The organism is Streptomyces sp. NPDC051315, from assembly GCF_044455165.1.
Classification (GTDB): domain Bacteria; phylum Actinomycetota; class Actinomycetes; order Streptomycetales; family Streptomycetaceae; genus Streptomyces.
This window is the reverse complement of record NZ_JBITEN010000010.1, coordinates 160345-175312: the sequence shown is the minus strand read 5'-3', so window position 1 is coordinate 175312 and position 14968 is coordinate 160345. Positions and strand designations below refer to the sequence as shown.

The following is a 14968-nucleotide window of genomic DNA, read 5'->3' as shown; positions in this document are numbered from 1 at the left end:
GCGGCTCGCGCCGGGGGGTGTTCCGGCGTGGCGAACGGGGCAGTGATCCGTTCACTCCCCCGTGCAAGGGGGCTGCGGGCGCCCCCGCGGGACGCCGTAAGGTTGGGTGGTCAAGCGAGGGCACGTCGGAAGGAGGCACTGGGTGATCGAGCTCGAGGGGGTTCCCGAGCTGATCGACCCGGTCATGGTGGCCGCGTTCGAGGGCTGGAACGATGCCGGCGACGCCGCCTCCACCGCGGTCGCGCATCTGGAGAGGGAGTGGAAGGGCGAGGTGTTCGCGGCGCTGGACGCCGAGGACTACTACGACTTCCAGGTGAACCGCCCCACGGTGTTCATGGACGCCGGCGTCCGCAAGATCACGTGGCCGACGACAAGGTTGTCAGTGGTGCGGGTCGGTGGCGAGAAGCCGCGCGACCTGGTGCTGGTGCGTGGCATCGAACCGTCCATGCGCTGGCGCTCGTTCTGCAACGAACTGCTCGGCTTCGCGCACGAGCTGGGCGTGGAGCTGGTGGTCATCCTGGGCGCCCTGCTCGGCGACACCCCGCACACGCGTCCCGTACCGATCAGCGGCACCACCTCCGACGCCGACCTGGCCCGCCGGATGGACCTGGAGGAGACCAAGTACGAGGGTCCCACGGGCATCGTCGGCGTCCTGCAGGAGGCGTGCACGCACGCGGGTGTGCCGGCGGTCAGCCTCTGGGCGGCCGTACCGCACTACGTCTCGCAGCCGCCGAACCCCAAGGCGACGCTGGCCCTCCTCAACCGTCTGGAGGACCTGATCGACGTGCGCATCCCGCTGGGCGAACTGCCCGAGGACGCGCGCGCGTGGCAGGTCGGCGTGGACCAACTGGCCGCGGAGGACAGCGAGGTCGCCGAGTACGTGCAGACGCTGGAGGAGGCCCGGGACACGGCGGAGCTGCCGGAGGCGTCGGGCGAGGCGATCGCGCGCGAGTTCGAGCGCTATCTGCGGCGCCGGGACGGCGGCGGCCCGCCCGCCCCCGGGGAGCGGACGCGGCCGCCGAAGCCGCCGAAGCCGAGCGGGGAGAACACCGACGACGACGATTCGTCGGAGGACTGAGCCGGATCGGGGCGGTGCGCTGCAGCGCACCGCCCTCCGCCGTCAGACCCGGTCCACGGCCACCACGTCGTACTCGGTGCCGGGTGTGGGCTCCACGTCGAAACGCGCGTTCGGCAGGTAGAGGCGGTCGCCCCACGCCGCGGCCGTCGTCGGGATGCGGAAGCGCGGGTCGGTGATGCGGGCGACGGCGGTGCCCCGGGTGCCGGCCGCGTTCAGCCGGAACACGTCGACCGCGTTCTGCGCCTGCTGCACGGCGTAGAGAGTCCGGCCGAGCAGCAGCAGGCCGTCGCCGTTGGGGAGCCTCGCGGTGCCGAGGTCCACCGTGCGGGCGGCTCCGGTCCCCGGGTCCACCCGCATGAGGCGGCCGCCGTCCGCGAAGGCGTTCACCACCAGCAGGGCGCTGCCGTCGGGGGTGCGCTCGATGCCGTTGGCGGTGAAGTCGTCGCCCTGGACCCAGTCGCCGCCGAGCGGCACGGTCTCCACGGCTCGCGGGGCGCCGTCCCGGCCGAGGACGAGCTTGTGGAGCCGCGCGGCGAAGGAGTCGGTGAACCAGGCGGCGCCCGGGGTGAGGATCACGTCGTTCACGAAGGCGCCACCGGTGGCGTACACCTGCTCGGTCTCGCCCGTGCGGGCGTCGGCGACACGGATCTCGCCGCTCGCGCCGCCCGCGAGGAAGAGCCTGCCCTGCGGGTCGATCTTCAGGCCGACGGTGGGGTGCCCGGCGCCGAGGCCCCGGACGACGACGGAGCCGCGGCCGGTGGCGAGGCTAGCGCGGTGGACGTCCCCGTTGGCGAGGGAGCCGAAGTAGGCGAAGGGGCGGGTGCCGATGGCTATGCCCTCCGGCTGGAAGCCGTAGGGCAGGGGGAACGCCGTGGGCCACGCCGCCCCGTGGGTCCCGGCGGCGTGAGCGGTGGCGGTGCCGCCGAGCAGGGCCGTCCCGGAGAGGGCGGCGGCCGCGGTGAGCAGTCTTCGACGGGTCGTGGAACGGTCTGCGGGTGTCACTGTGCGTCCTTCCGCAAGGGGGCCGGCTGGGACCGGCGGGACCGGTGACGGACGCTCACACCCCATCACACGACGCGGGTCCACGCGGGGGGATCACGGCACAGGGGCGTTCCCTCCCACGTGGAGGGAACGCCCCTGTCGTACGGCCCCGGTGGCCGCGCCGGGTCACAGCGGCCGCGGTGGGCTACCGCGGCTGCGGTGGGTTACCGCGGGCTGCGGTGGGTTACCGCGGGCTGCGGTGGCTCACAGCGCCACGCCCAGCAGCGCGTCCACCGCTCGCGACACCACACCGGGCGCCGCGGTGTCCGTGCCGCCCCGCTCGTGCTGGAGAGCGGCCCAGCGGTCGACGGCGGCCAGCGCGGCCGGGGCGTCCAGATCGTCGGCGAGGGCCTCGCGGATCTCCTCGACGAGCGTCTCGGCGGGCGGGCCGTCGGGCCGGGAGACGGCCGCGCGCCAGCGCCCGAGCCGGTCCAGGGCCTCCTGGAGCACCTGGTCGGTCCACTCCCAGTCGGCCCGGTAGTGGTGGGCGAGGAGGGTGAGCCGGATCGCGGCGGGGTCGACGCCGTCGCGCCGGAGCTGGGAGACGAAGACGAGGTTGCCCTTGGACTTGGACATCTTCTCGCCGTCGAGGGCGACCATGCCGGCGTGCACGTAGGCCTTGGCCATGGGGAACTCGCCGGTGAGGACCTGGGCGTGGGAGGCGCCCATCTCGTGGTGCGGGAAGGCGAGGTCGGAGCCGCCGCCCTGCACGTCGAAGCCCATGCCGAAGTGGTCCAGGGCGATGGCCACGCACTCGATGTGCCAGCCGGGGCGCCCACGGCCGAGCGAGCGGCCGTCCCAGCTGGGCTCGCCCTCGCGGGCCGCCATCCACAGCATCGGGTCGAGCGGGTTCTTCTTGCCGGGCCGGTCGGGGTCGCCGCCGCGCTCGGCGGACAGCAGCCGCATCGCGGTGGCGTCGAGGTGCGAGACCTTGCCGAAGTGCGGGTCGGACTCGACGGAGAAGTAGACGTCGCCTTCGAGCTCGTAGGCGGCGCCCGCGTCCCGCAGGCGCTCCACGAGCGGCACTATGCCGGGTATCGCCTCGACGGCGCCTATGTAGTGCCGCGGCGGGAGCATCCGCAGGGCGGTCATGTCCTCGCGGAAGAGGGCCGTCTCCTTCTCCGCGAGGGCGACCCAGTCGACGCCGTCCCGCTCGGCCCGCTCCAGGAGCGGATCGTCGACGTCGGTGACGTTCTGGACGTAGTGAACCTGCCGCTTGGTGTCGAGCCACACGCGCTGCACGAGGTCGAACGCGTTGTAGGTCGCCGCGTGACCGATGTGGGTCGCGTCGTACGGCGTGATGCCGCAGACGTAGATACGGGCGACGGGACCGGGGTCGAGGGTGACCGGGCCGCCGGTCGCGGTGTCGTGGATCCTCAGGTCGCGACCCTGACCAGGCAGGGCGGGGACCTCGGAAGCGGGCCAGGCATGCATGTCATGAGCGTAACCGGACCGAAGTTCCGGATACGAACCGGAGCGGACCGGATGGCCGGGAAGGCGCTCTTGCACGTTGACGGCCGGTGTGCTCCCGGCTCGCCGGACCGGGGCCGGCCTTCTCCCGGAGGGTGGCCGGGGATCCTCTCCGGAGGCCGGGGAGGATCCCGTCGGTCAGCCGGTCCGCGGGACGATCCCGTCGGTCAGCCGGTCCGGGGACCGATCAATCGTTCAGCCGAGGTGGGCCGCGATGGCGCGCGCGCACTCCAGGGACTCGGTGTGCGTCGTGTCCACCTCCAGGTCGTAGTCCACTCCCTCGTGCACCGCGTCCGCCTGCGCCGCAGCCATCCCCGGGACCCGGTCTCCCCGGGCCGTCTCACGGCCCGCGGCGACCGCACGCTCGCACCGGACGCCCACCCACAGCGCGTCCATACCGCCGAGCGCCTTCCGCCACCGCTGCTGGGACGCCGCTCCGCCGAGGAAGACGTCGTCCACGACGACCCTGGCGCCCGCGCGGGCCATCGCCACCACGCCCTCCGCCCACGCCGCGTCCAGCGCCCGGAACTCCGCCCCGACGCTCACCCCTCCGTCCGCCGCGAACGTGATCCCCCCGTCCGCCCCTCGCATCCTCGCGGGCAACGCGTCGACGAACGAGTCGACCCCGAACGCCAGCCAGGGATCCGGCAGCACGGCCTGCAGGCACCGTACGATCCCCGACTTCCCCGAGCTGGAGCCACCGTTGAGAATGATCATCCGAGTCGTCACCGCGCCACAGTAGGGCGCCTCCCGGCCGACAGGCAGCCAATTTCCGGCAGGCCCCGCCGCGCTCCACGGCCCGGTGACGTCCGGGGGCAGCCCGCCTAGACCGGCGGCCAGGGGATGGCCGGCCACTCACCGCCGGGCTCCGGGTGCCGGCCGGACTCCAGCAGCGCGTCGACCCGCGCGCGGGTGGCGTCGAGTTCGGCGGGCGTGACGAGTGCGGCGAGGGCGGCCGACAGCTCCCCGTCCGGTTCCAGGGCGCCCCTGAGTCCCTTGAGCACCTCGACGGCCTCTCCGGTGAGGGGCTCCCCCGCCCAGCCCCACAGGAGCGTGCGCAGCTTGTCCTCGACGTGGAAGGTGACGCCGTGGTCGATGCCGTACAGCCTGCCGTCACCGGTGGTCAGCAGATGGCCGCCCTTGCGGTCGGCGTTGTTGATGACCGCGTCGAGGACGGCGAGCCGCCGCAGCCGCTCGTCGTCCGCGTGCACGAGCAACGCGGTCCTGTCCTCCCCCACCTCGGCGAACCCGATCGCCTTCCAGCCGGGCGCGGGCTCCTCCCCCTCGACGAGCGCGAGCAGCCCGTCCTCGGGGGACGCCTCGATCCACAGCTGGCACATGCCCTCGCCGTACGGCCCCTCCCGCAGCACGGTGGGCGGTACCAGCCCCCAGCCGGTCGCCGCGGAGACCGCGTACGCGGCGACCTCCCGCTGGGCGAGGGTGCCGTCGGGGAAGTCCCACAGGGGTCTCTCGCCGGCCACGGGCTTGTAGACGCAGGCCGCCTCACGGCCCTCGTGCGCGACCGTGCAGTACAGGGCGGCGTTGGAAGCGTCACGGATGCGTCCGCGCACGGTCAGCTCGCCGTGTGTGAGCAGGTCGACGGAGGCCGGGTCGGTGGTCGTCACGCCCCGCGGCGGTATCCGTTCTGGCGCGGACATACGTGTCCTTCCGGGTCGAGCGGCAGGCTGCACAGCGGGCACGGCGGCCGGCCGGCGTTGACGACGTCGAGGGCTCTCTTGGCGAAGGCTCTCGCCTGGGCGCCGGTGAGCCGGACCCGCAGCATCGGGGGCCCGTTCTCCTCGTCCTGGAGCAACCGCTCCTCGGCCTCGGCGAGGTCCTCCTCGGTGTCGGCGTCGAGCTCCACGAGGGCCTGCGCCTCGACGATCATGCGCTGTTCCTCGCCGTCCCAGGCGAGGGCCATGGTGCCGACCCGGAACTCCTCCTCGATCGGGGTCTCGAGGGGACCGGTGTCGGTGATCTCGGCGGGCGCCACGGCGGGCACGGCGGCACTTCCCCCGCTACGGCGTACGACCTCGTCCAGCAGCTCGTCCATGCGCTCGGCGAGCGCTGCGACCTGGGTCTTCTCCAGGGCCACGCTGGTCACTCGGGAGCCGGCGGTGGCCTGGAGGAAGAAGGTACGGCGCCCGGGCAGTCCGACCGTACCGGCCACGAAGCGGTCCGGGGGGTCGTAGAGGAACACCTGACGGGACACGTCCTGTCTCCCTGGGAATCGTGGGTATGTGAACGTCCATGCGTGAACGCGCGTATGCGGACCGCTTCACCCTACTGCGGCCGACGATCACGGTGCGCCCGCACCGCCCCCGACCGTGGCCTCCTCCGACGGCGGCTCCTCGCGCGGCACGAGGGAGGCGAAGTCACCGGTGTCCCCGAGGCGCACCAGAAAGGGCCGCAGGCGGGTGTAACGGATCGCTGTGATGGAACACGGTTCGACGGAGATCCGCTGGAAGAGGTCGAGATGCAGTCCGAGCGCGTCCGCCACGAGCGACTTGATGATGTCGCCGTGCGAGCACATGAGGTAGACGGCGTCGGCGCCGTGGTCGCGCTCCACGCGCGCGTTCCACTCGCGCACCGCCTCGGCGGCGCGGGTCTGCATGGCCCGCATGGACTCCCCGCCGGGGAACGCGGCCGCCGAGGGATGCGCCTGGACGACCTCCATCAGCGGCTCGTCCTTCAGCTCGGCGAGCTTGCGTCCCGACCAGTCGCCGTAGTGGCACTCCCCGATCCGCTCGTCGGTGTGCGCGGGCAGGCCGGGGCGGGCGTCCAGCAGGGGCCGGATCGTCTCCTGGCAGCGTTGCAGGGGGCTCGCGACGACCTCGGCGATCGGCAGGCCCTCGAGCCGCCCGGGCAGCGCGGCGGCCTGCTCGGCGCCGCGCTCGTCGAGGGTGACGCCGGGCGTCCAGCCGGCGAGCACTCCGGAGGTGTTGGCGGTGGAACGTCCGTGCCGGACGAGGATCAGCGTGGGCATGCCGCCCAGGGTAGGCGTACCCCCGCAAGGACCGGAGCACGGCCGAAGGGAGAACACACTCAGTGATCGTCGACTGCGCCATCTACCGGGACGGCCACCGCACCGAGGGCCCGCAGGACTTCTCCGACGCGCTCGACGAGGCACGCGCCGCGGGCGGGTTCGTCTGGATCGGGCTGCACGAGCCCACCGAGAAGGAGTTCGACCACGTCACGCAGGAGTTCGCGCTGCACCCGCTGGCCGTGGAGGACGCCCTCAAGGCCCACCAGCGGCCCAAGCTGGAGGTGTACGACGACTCACTGTTCCTGGTGCTGAAGCCGGTGGTGTACGAGCCGCGGAGCGACACCGTCTCGTCCGGTGAGGTCATGGTCTTCCTCGGCGACTCCTTCGTGGTGACCGTCCGGCACGGCGACGGCACGCCCCTGGCGGCCGTACGGCACCGGCTGGAGCAGGAGCCGGAGATGCTCGCGAAGGGCCCCACGTCCGTCGTCTACGCGATCGCGGACGCGACCGTCGACCACTACCTGGACGTGGCGACGGAGCTGCAGACCGACCTGGAGGAGCTGGAGGCGGAGGTGTTCTCCCCGGACGGCGGCGGCTCGCGGAACACCGCGTCGCGGATCTACACCTTCAAGCGGCAGATCCTGGAGTTCCGCCGGTCGACCGGCCCGCTGACGCCGCCCCTGACCCGGCTCGCGGACACCGGGCCGGTCGGCACGGCGCTGCCCTTCGTCAACGACAAGGCGCGGCCCTTCTTCCGGGACGTCGGCGACCACCTGGCGCGGGTGAACGAGTCCGTGGAGGGCCTGGACCGGCTGGTGTCGGACATCCTGTCGGCCCACCTGGCGCAGATGAGCGTCCGGCAGAACGACGACATGCGGAAGATCTCCGCGTGGGCGGCCATGGCCGCGATCCCCACGATGATCGCGGGGATCTACGGCATGAACTTCGAGCACATGCCGGAGCTGCGCTGGGAGTGGTCGTATCCGGCGGTGATCGCGTTCATGGCCGGCCTGGAGGTGCTGCTGTACCGGCTGTTCAAGCACCGGGGATGGCTGTAGCGGCACGCGTGTGTAGGGGCTTACCCGACGCCGCCGGCCGCACGCGCCCGGGGCGTACCCGGAGTCGCCGCACGCGCGCGTGCGGGGGGACCGTCACGCAGGCGAACTCAGGGGCCGGTGGGCCGAGGGCGTCGCGCCGTTCGGGCAGGGATCGCGCAGGTGCGCCGGCACCGCAGGTTCCGCGCAGAACGAGTCACGTGCGGCGTCCAGGTGTACCGGGGCAGCAGCCTCTCGGACCATGCCGCCGAGACGATGACCGCCGCAGTCACGGCGGGGGCGTAACCGCACGCGCCCCGCCGCGTTGTTCCGCGTGACGGCCGTGGCGGGGAAGTCCCCCGAGCCCCCACCACGGCCGCTGAAAATCCCCCCTCCTCACCGGCTAGGCCAGCCCGGCCAGCTCCAGTGCCTGCGCGCCGGCCCGCAGCGAGGCCAGGCGCTCGTCGAGGGTGAAGCCCGCGGGGGCGAGGCTGAGGGTGGTGACGCCGGCCGCGGCGTAGGCCTTCATCCGGTCGGCGATCCGCTCCACCGAGCCCAGCAGCGTGGTCCGGTCGATCAGGTCGTGCGGTACGGCGGCCGCGGCGCCCTGCTTGTCCCCGGACAGGTACTTCTCCTGGATCTCGGCGGCCGCCGCCTCGTAGCCCATCCGCCGGGCGAGCTGGTTGTAGAAGTTCTGCTTGGGGCTGCCCATCCCGCCGACGTACAGCGCGGTGTACGGGCGGAACGTGTCGGCGAGCCGCTCGACGTCCTGGTCGGCGCCGACGGCCAGGGGCAGCGTGGGGCATACGTCGAAGCCGTCCAGCGTCTTGCCGGCCTTCTCACGCCCGGCGCGCAGGTACTTGACCGCGGTGTCCTCGATGTGGTCGGCGGACGGGAAGATCAGCAGGGCGCCGTCGGCGATCTCACCGGTCTGTTCCAGGTTCTTCGGGCCGATCGCGGCGATGTACAGCGGGATGTGCTCGCGCTGCGGGTGCACGGTCAGCTTGATGGGCTTGCCCGGGCCGTCCGGCAGCGGCAGCGTCCAGTGCTCGCCCTGGTACGACAGCCGCTCCCGCGTCATCGCCTTGCGGACGATCTCGACGTACTCGCGCGTGCGGGACAGCGGCTTGTCGAACTTGACGCCGTACCAGCCCTCGGAGACCTGCGGGCCGGAGACGCCGAGGCCGAGGCGGAAGCGGCCGCCGGAGAGGGAGTCGAGGGTGGCGGCGGTCATCGCGGTCATCGCGGGCTGACGCGCGGGGATCTGGAAGATGGCGGAGCCGACGTCGATCCGCTCGGTCTGGGCGGCGACCCAGCTGAGCACGGTGGCGGCGTCCGAGCCGTAGGCCTCGGCGGCCCAGCACACGGCGTAACCGAGCCGGTCGGCCTCCTGGGCCACGGCCAGGTTGTCCGCGTCCATTCCGGCACCCCAGTAGCCGAGGTTGATCCCGAGCTGCATGGCCGATTCCCCTTACTGATCAGTAACGACGCTGTTCCGGAGACAGTAGCGCGGGGGCGGTCCCCGGGGGAGGCCGGTGTGGCGAGACTCGCGTCGCCCGGGCGGGCCCCCGGCCTGCGCGGAACGGACCCTCGGACGCGCGAAACCCGGTCGTCCACAGGCGACCCACGGCCCAGTTCTGGCCAGTAATCTCGGCGTCCATGGAGCAGAGGCATCTCGGCCGCACCGGCCTGCGTGTGTCCCGCATCGGGCTCGGCACCCTGACCTGGGGCCGTGACACCGACGAGCACGACGCCGCGGACCTCCTGAAGACGTTCTGGGAGGCGGGCGGGACCCTCGTCGACACGGCGGACGTGTACGGCGACGGAGAGGCCGAGTATCTGCTGGGGCAGCTGATGGAAGGCCTGGTTCCGCGCCGGGATCTGATCGTCTCGACCAAGGCGGGCAGCGTGCCCGACCCCGACCGCCGTTTCGACGGCTCGCGCGGGCACCTCCTCGCCGCACTCGACGCCTCGCTCACCCGGCTCGGCACCGACTACGTCGACGTGTGGCACGTGCACGCCTTCGACCCGGGCACCCCGCTGGAGGAGACCCTCCAGGCCCTCGACATCGCGGTCGCCAGCGGCCGCGCCCGCTACGCCGGCGTCTCCAACTTCTGCGGCTGGCAGCTCGCCAAGGCCGCCACCTGGCAGCTCGCGGCCCCGGGCACGCGGACCCGGCTGGCCAGTACGCAGATGGAGTACTCGCTGCTCCAGCGCGGCGTCGAGCGGGAGGTGCTGCCGGCCGCGCTGGACCTGGGCATCGGGCTGCTGCCCTCCTCGCCGCTGGGCCGGGGCGTGCTCACCGGCAAGTACCGGGGCGACGCCATGCCCCCGGACTCGCGCGGCGCCTCCGACCACTTCGCGCCCTTCGTCGAGCCGTACCTCGACGACACCGCGAGCCGCATCGTGGACGCCGTGACGACCGCGGCGGACGGGCTCGCGGTGACCCCGCTGCAGGTCGCCCTCGCCTGGGTCCGCGACCGGCCCGGCGTGACCGCCCCGATCGTCGGCGCACGCAACGCGCAGCAGCTCACGGCCGCGTTGTCAGTGGAGGCCCTTAGTCTTCCTGACGAGATCTGCCGGGCGCTCGACGACGTGTCGGCGCCCGTGCACCGCTATCCCGATCACGACTGGAGCACGCTGTGAGCACGGAGCCGGAGCCCGCCGGAACCACGCAGAACACGGGACCGGGCACACCGGACGCCACCGCGCCGGCCACCGGCGCCCGGGCCCCGCAGGCCCCGGAGACCGCGCGGGGCGAGACCTCCGGGGAGAGCACGGCGGACAGCAAAGCCCCAGACGCCGGGGCGGGAGCGGGCGGGGGTACGCCGGGCGCGGGGACCGGGGACGGCGGAGGTCCGCAGGACACCGAGGCGGACGCCTCGGGCGCCCGGGCCGACGCCGGTACGCCGGACAGCGAAGCGGGTACTGCCGGCGAGGCCGACCACTCCGACGCCGACACGTCCGACGCTCGGCCCGCCACCTCGGACGCCGGCGCCGGCAGCACGCCCGATGGCGACGCGGACGCCGGCAGCCGCACGCCGGACACCGAGACGGACGCCGGCAGCGGCACGCCCGACACCGAGAAGGACGGTGAAGCCGCCGAGCGCCTCTCCGAGGCCGAGGCCGAGCTCGCCGCACAGAAGCGGGAGCGGGAGCGGATCGAGCGACGCAAGGCCGAGAAGAAGGCGCCCATCGCCAGCGGCGCCAAGCTGAGCGGCACGGCCGCCGACCTGCTCGCGGCCGTGCGGGCCGTCGAGGGCGGTCAGAAGCCCCCGGCCACCGTGTTCGCCGAGCCCGAACCGGCCCGGCGCCGCCCGGCCCCGGAGCCCGTACGGCGTCCGCAGCCGGTGGCCGCCGAGCCCGCCGCCGCGGGACCCGCCCCGGAGACCGTCGAGGCCGTCCGGCGCGTGCTGACCGGCGGTGGCGCCCCCGAGGCGCTGGCACCGCAGGTCGCCGCGGTCCTCGGCGAGGGTGCCCCGGACGTGCTGGGTGAGGACCCCTGGCAGTTGCTGCGCGTCCCCGGTGTACGCCCCGAGCAGGCCGACGGCTTCGCGCGGGCGCTGCTCGGGGCCGAGTGCGCGCCCGACGACGAGCGGCGCGCCCGCGCGATGACCGTGTGGCTGCTGGAGCAGGCCGCCCTGGCCGGGCACACCGCCCTGGAACTGCCGGCCCTGACGGCCGCGCTGACCCAGCGGGGGGTGCCCGACGCGGACGCGGCCGTGCAGAGCACGCTCGCGGAGGCCGAGGCCCTCGCCTTCCAGGACGCCCTGGAGGAACCCGGAGCCGCCCCGGCCGGCGCGAGCGGTGCCGGGGAGTCCGAGGCGGACGGGGACGAGGAGGCGGCACGCCCGGTCCGGGTCCTCGTCGGCCTGGAGCGGTACGCGCTCGCCGAGGAGAGCCTCGCCGACGGCCTGGCCCGCGTCGTCAACTCCCTGCCCAAGGAGGCCTCCGAGCGGTGGGAGTCGGTCGCGGCCGACGCGGCCGGCAGCGCCGCCGAGCTGATCCGCGCGGCCGCCGGGCACAGCCTGGTGCTGCACACCGGCGGCGAGGCCGCCCGCGCCGAACCGGCGGCCCTGCTCACGGCCGCCCGGACCCTCGGCCTGCGTGCGGTCGCCGCCTGCCACACACCGGACGGACGGCGCCGGCTCTCGGCCCTCCTGGAGGAGACGGCCGGGGGCCAGGGTGCCGTCGTCACCCTTCCCGGCCTGCTCTCCGGCGCCGAGGGGCCCGGCCGGGACGCCGAGGGCGCCCTCGATCTCGACCTGCTGATCGTGCTGGACGCGCCGCAACTGGACGTGGAGACCGCCGCGATGGTGGTGGAGTCGCTGCCGGACGGAGCCCGGCTGGTGCTCAGCGGGGACCCGGCGCTGCTGTGGTCGGCCGGGCCCGGCCGTGTCTTCGCCGACCTGCTCGCCGCGCGCGTGTGCCCGCAGGTGGCCTCGCGCACGCCCGATCCGGGCCCGCTCGGCGAGTTGGTCTCCGGTATCGGCATCGGTGAGCTGAACCAGGTCGACGCGCCCGGCAAGGAGCTCGTGATCGTGCCGGTGCGGGACGCGGGCGAGGCCGTGCACCGGACCGTGCAGCTGGTCGCGGACTCGGTGCCGCGGGCCTTCGGCATCGCGCCCGAGCAGACGGTGGTGATCACCCCGGGCCACGGCGGCGCGGCCGGCACGCGCGCGCTCAACGCCGCGCTCAAGGAGCGCCTCAACCCCGGCCCCGGCCGCTTCGGCGGTTTCGACCCCGGTGACCGGATCGCCTACTCCCCCGCCCCGGGCCGTACGGTGCCGGGCGAGGTGGTGAAGGCCGACGCCGACGGGCTGCACCTGACCTGCGCGGGCGTCCCCGTGGTCGTACCGCGGGAGCGGGTGGAGCAGTCCGTGCGGCACGGATGGGCGCTGACGGCGCACCAGGCGGTGGGCGGCCGGTGGCCGGCGGCGGTCGCGGTGCTGCCCGGAGATGCCGCGCAGGCCCTCTCCCGCCCCTGGGTGTACACGGCCTTCGGCCGGGCGGTGCGCCACCTGTCCGTCGTCCACGGCGTGGAGCAGGCCCTGCCGAGAGCGGTCGCCGAGGTCCCGCCGAAGCCCCGGACGACCCGGCTGCCGGTGCTGCTGCGCACGCAGATGCCGGCGGCCGGCTGACGGACGGCTCCCGGCCGGGAGAACGCGGACGGCGGCGGTGGCGCGGGGGACCTCCCCCGGCCACCGCCGCCGTCCGTGGGTGCGGGCCCGGCTACCGGTCCACGCGGTCCGCGTCCAGCGGCTCCAGGTTGTCGTCCCCGTCCTCGTCCAGGTCGGCGTCGAGATCGTCCTCGACGTCGTCCTCCACCTCGTCGATGTCCTCGACGTCCTCGACGTCCTCGATGTCCTCGATCCTCTCGATCGCCGTGATCCTCCGGGGCTCGTCGATGTCGTCGAGGTCGTCGTCGAACACCGAGCTCACGTCGAAGCGGCAGACCACCCGCTGCGGGTCGAGCTGTTCGAAGGGCGTCTCCAGCCACTCGCCCGGCTCGGCCGGTTCCTCCGCGGCCAGCACCCACAGCGTGGAGTCGCCCTCCTCCAGGCCGAACTCCTTGTGCCGGGAGGCGATCTCGTCCGGTTCGAACTCCCCGAACAGCAGGCCCAGCGCTCCGTGGATGGTGCCGGAAGCCCGGGTGTCCGCGCCGACGGGGCCGTCGTAGTCCGCCGACTCGACCCGCTGTGCCTGCGCGAGCAGCCGCTGCGGCTCCGCCACGGCGTAGTCGCGGCGGATCAGCACGCTCAGCGCGTTCGGTTCCTCGGGGCCCGCGTACGGCGGCAGCGAGTCCTCCGCTGCGGGGATCTCGAAGGGGGTGACCTCGTCGTAGCGGTCGTACAGCAGTTCGTCGTACGCCTCCGCGGCCGCGGCCAGCTGGTTGAACGCCTCGTAGACGGCCGGGTCGTCCTCCCCCGTCCTGCGTTCGACCGCGGCCAGGTGGCGGTCGAGCGCGGTCTTGACCGCCTCGGCGGCGGCGCGTACCTCGGCAGCGGTGGGCTGCGCAGCATCAGACATAGTGCAGACGCTATCCGTACCGGACCCCAGCCCGCACAATAGATGCGATGCCGGAATACGAATTTGTCGACGTGTACGTACCGCGCGGGGTCTCCCGCAAGGAGGCGACACGTCTGCTGACCGACCATGCAGAGTACGGACACTGGGAGTTGCACCGTCTGAGCCTGCTGCGCGACGGCAGCCGCAAGGTGCGGTTGCGCCGGCGGATCATCCGCCAGGTGCGTGCCACATGGTGAGCTGGGCATGACGGAAACGGAGCGGGCCCCGCGATGGCGGGGCCCGCTCCGTTGTGTACGGCGGCGGGGGTGTGGGGGTGGTTACACCGAGGCGCGCGCCTTGCGGTAGAGCACCGCGCCCGCGAGCAGCGCGCCCGCGCCGGCCGGCAGGGCGAGACCCAGCGGCAGCTCGCTGCCGGTGTTCGCCAGCTGCGCGGAGTGGGCGGGCTGGTGGGCGGACGAGCGGCCGGCCGGGGTCACGTGGTCCGGGGTGGTCGGCGTGCCCTCGGGTGCGGCCGGACCGGCGGTGCTGGAGTCGGCCGGCTTGCCGGGGCCCTGGTTGCCGGGGTGGTCCGGGGTCTCCTGGTCGCCGCCGGGGGGCGTGCCGTGGTCGCCGCCGGGGCCGCTGTCGTTGACGCAGTCGTTGCCCGCCGTCGGGTTGAGGAGGCCGACGACGTCGACGCTGTTGCCGCAGACGTTCACCGGCACGTGGACCGGCGCCTCGACGTGGTTGCCCGAGGCGACGCCGGGCGAGTCGGCGGTGTGTCCGTCCGCCTGCGCGCCGCCGGACCCGCCGTTCGTGTCCGAGCCGCCCTGGCCGCCCTCGCCGTAGCCGCCTCCGTCGTTGCCGCCGGAGCTCTGGTTGGTGCAGGCGTTGCCCATGGCCGGGTTGAGGATGCCGACCACGTCGACGGTGTTGCCGCACACGTTCACCGGCACGTCCACCGGTGCCTGCACGGTGTTGCCGGACAGGATGCCGGGCGAGTGGGAGGCGGACCCGTTCGCCGCCGAGTCGGCGTGGGCGTAGCCGCCTGCAGCGGCGAACACCCCCGTCGCCGCCGCCACCGTCATGAGGCCCTTGCGGGTGGCCTGTCGCATTACTGAATCCCTGCTTTCGATCTCGTCCCGAATTGCTGGCATCATTCCAGCTCCGCGATTACTTCGGGCTCTTCGACTTCTTCGGCTTTTCCTTCGGCTTTCGCGCGAAGTGACATGAAAAGACCGGTGGGGGGGGGGGGGGGGGGGGGGGGGGGCGGGGGGGGGCGGGGGGGGGGGGGCCGCGCCGGGGGGGGGGGGGGGGGGTTGGGGGGGGGGTGGGGAGGGGGGGGGGTGT

14 protein-coding genes are annotated in these 14968 nt (G+C 73.8%); 5 read left to right on the top strand and 9 right to left on the bottom strand.

The window, feature by feature from the left end:
- Positions 1–142: 142 nt before the first annotated feature.
- A complete protein-coding gene (locus ACIBBD_RS20690) occupies positions 143–1078 on the top strand; it encodes a PAC2 family protein (protein ID WP_399420905.1) in 936 nt (311 codons plus the stop codon).
- Positions 1079–1120: 42 nt separating this feature from the next.
- On the opposite strand, the gene ACIBBD_RS20685 is transcribed toward ACIBBD_RS20690, so the two are convergent.
- From ACIBBD_RS20685 to ACIBBD_RS20660, 6 genes are all read right to left on the bottom strand, one after another.
- Positions 1121–2080, bottom strand: coding sequence for an SMP-30/gluconolactonase/LRE family protein (locus ACIBBD_RS20685; protein ID WP_399420904.1), 960 nt, complete (start codon positions 2078–2080; stop codon positions 1121–1123).
- A 243-nt stretch (positions 2081–2323) separates the two neighbouring features.
- A complete protein-coding gene (gene mshC, locus ACIBBD_RS20680; RefSeq protein WP_399420903.1) occupies positions 2324–3553 on the bottom strand; it encodes a cysteine--1-D-myo-inosityl 2-amino-2-deoxy-alpha-D-glucopyranoside ligase in 1230 nt (409 codons plus the stop codon).
- 231 nt (positions 3554–3784) lie between these two features.
- Positions 3785–4306: a chloramphenicol phosphotransferase CPT gene (cpt, locus tag ACIBBD_RS20675; protein ID WP_399421029.1), complete on the bottom strand. Its 522-nt coding sequence runs from the start codon at positions 4304–4306 to the stop codon at positions 3785–3787.
- Positions 4307–4413: 107 nt separating this feature from the next.
- Positions 4414–5247 carry an SCO1664 family protein gene (locus ACIBBD_RS20670; RefSeq protein ID WP_399420902.1) on the bottom strand — a complete coding sequence of 278 codons (834 nt, stop codon included), beginning with the start codon at positions 5245–5247 and terminating at the stop codon, positions 4414–4416.
- Positions 5211–5801 (bottom strand): DUF3090 domain-containing protein, encoded by a 591-nt coding sequence (locus ACIBBD_RS20665; RefSeq protein ID WP_399420900.1) that lies wholly within the window; start codon positions 5799–5801, stop codon positions 5211–5213. The genes ACIBBD_RS20670 and ACIBBD_RS20665 overlap by 37 nt, the downstream gene beginning before the upstream one ends.
- Before the next feature lie 87 nt (positions 5802–5888).
- Positions 5889–6575 carry a histidine phosphatase family protein gene (locus ACIBBD_RS20660; RefSeq protein ID WP_399420899.1) on the bottom strand — a complete coding sequence of 229 codons (687 nt, stop codon included), beginning with the start codon at positions 6573–6575 and terminating at the stop codon, positions 5889–5891.
- 62 nt (positions 6576–6637) lie between these two features.
- Between ACIBBD_RS20660 and corA the strand changes: the two genes are divergently transcribed.
- Positions 6638–7633 carry a magnesium/cobalt transporter CorA gene (gene corA, locus ACIBBD_RS20655; protein WP_399420898.1) on the top strand — a complete coding sequence of 332 codons (996 nt, stop codon included), beginning with the start codon at positions 6638–6640 and terminating at the stop codon, positions 7631–7633.
- A 379-nt stretch (positions 7634–8012) separates the two neighbouring features.
- On the opposite strand, the gene ACIBBD_RS20650 is transcribed toward corA, so the two are convergent.
- Positions 8013–9068 (bottom strand): LLM class F420-dependent oxidoreductase, encoded by a 1056-nt coding sequence (locus ACIBBD_RS20650; protein ID WP_399420897.1) that lies wholly within the window; start codon positions 9066–9068, stop codon positions 8013–8015.
- 200 nt (positions 9069–9268) lie between these two features.
- On the opposite strand from ACIBBD_RS20650, the gene ACIBBD_RS20645 reads away from it, so the two are divergent.
- Entirely contained in the window at positions 9269–10255 is a 987-nt protein-coding gene (locus ACIBBD_RS20645) for an aldo/keto reductase (protein WP_399420896.1), read from the top strand.
- Positions 10252–12750, top strand: coding sequence for a helix-hairpin-helix domain-containing protein (locus ACIBBD_RS20640; protein WP_399420895.1), 2499 nt, complete (start codon positions 10252–10254; stop codon positions 12748–12750). The genes ACIBBD_RS20645 and ACIBBD_RS20640 overlap by 4 nt, the downstream gene beginning before the upstream one ends.
- A 91-nt stretch (positions 12751–12841) precedes the next feature.
- Here the strand turns inward: ACIBBD_RS20640 and ACIBBD_RS20635 are convergent, their stop codons facing one another.
- Positions 12842–13639, bottom strand: a complete 798-nt coding sequence (locus ACIBBD_RS20635) for a hypothetical protein (RefSeq protein ID WP_399420894.1) — start codon at positions 13637–13639, stop codon at positions 12842–12844.
- A 47-nt stretch (positions 13640–13686) separates the two neighbouring features.
- On the opposite strand from ACIBBD_RS20635, the gene ACIBBD_RS20630 reads away from it, so the two are divergent.
- Positions 13687–13875, top strand: a complete 189-nt coding sequence (locus ACIBBD_RS20630; RefSeq protein ID WP_365455908.1) for a DUF5703 family protein — start codon at positions 13687–13689, stop codon at positions 13873–13875.
- Positions 13876–13956: 81 nt separating this feature from the next.
- Here ACIBBD_RS20630 and ACIBBD_RS20625 read toward each other — a convergent pair whose 3' ends face one another.
- Positions 13957–14733, bottom strand: coding sequence for a chaplin family protein (locus tag ACIBBD_RS20625; RefSeq protein WP_399420893.1), 777 nt, complete (start codon positions 14731–14733; stop codon positions 13957–13959).
- Positions 14734–14968: the final 235 nt, after the last annotated feature.

Excerpts from the sequence above, each read along its gene's own strand:
- ACIBBD_RS20625 (WP_399420893.1), bottom strand. The coding sequence starts at position 14,733 with ATGCGACAGGCCACCCGCAAGGGCCTCATGACGGTGGCGGCGGCGACG.
- ACIBBD_RS20650 (WP_399420897.1), bottom strand. The coding sequence starts at position 9,068 with ATGCAGCTCGGGATCAACCTCGGCTACTGGGGTGCCGGAATGGACGCG.
- ACIBBD_RS20660 (WP_399420899.1), bottom strand. The coding sequence starts at position 6,575 with ATGCCCACGCTGATCCTCGTCCGGCACGGACGTTCCACCGCCAACACC.
- mshC (WP_399420903.1), bottom strand. The coding sequence starts at position 3,553 with ATGCATGCCTGGCCCGCTTCCGAGGTCCCCGCCCTGCCTGGTCAGGGT.
- cpt (WP_399421029.1), bottom strand. The coding sequence starts at position 4,306 with ATGATCATTCTCAACGGTGGCTCCAGCTCGGGGAAGTCGGGGATCGTA.
- ACIBBD_RS20630 (WP_365455908.1), top strand. The coding sequence starts at position 13,687 with ATGCCGGAATACGAATTTGTCGACGTGTACGTACCGCGCGGGGTCTCC.
- ACIBBD_RS20635 (WP_399420894.1), bottom strand. The coding sequence starts at position 13,639 with ATGTCTGATGCTGCGCAGCCCACCGCTGCCGAGGTACGCGCCGCCGCC.
- ACIBBD_RS20645 (WP_399420896.1), top strand. The coding sequence starts at position 9,269 with ATGGAGCAGAGGCATCTCGGCCGCACCGGCCTGCGTGTGTCCCGCATC.
- ACIBBD_RS20670 (WP_399420902.1), bottom strand. The coding sequence starts at position 5,247 with ATGTCCGCGCCAGAACGGATACCGCCGCGGGGCGTGACGACCACCGAC.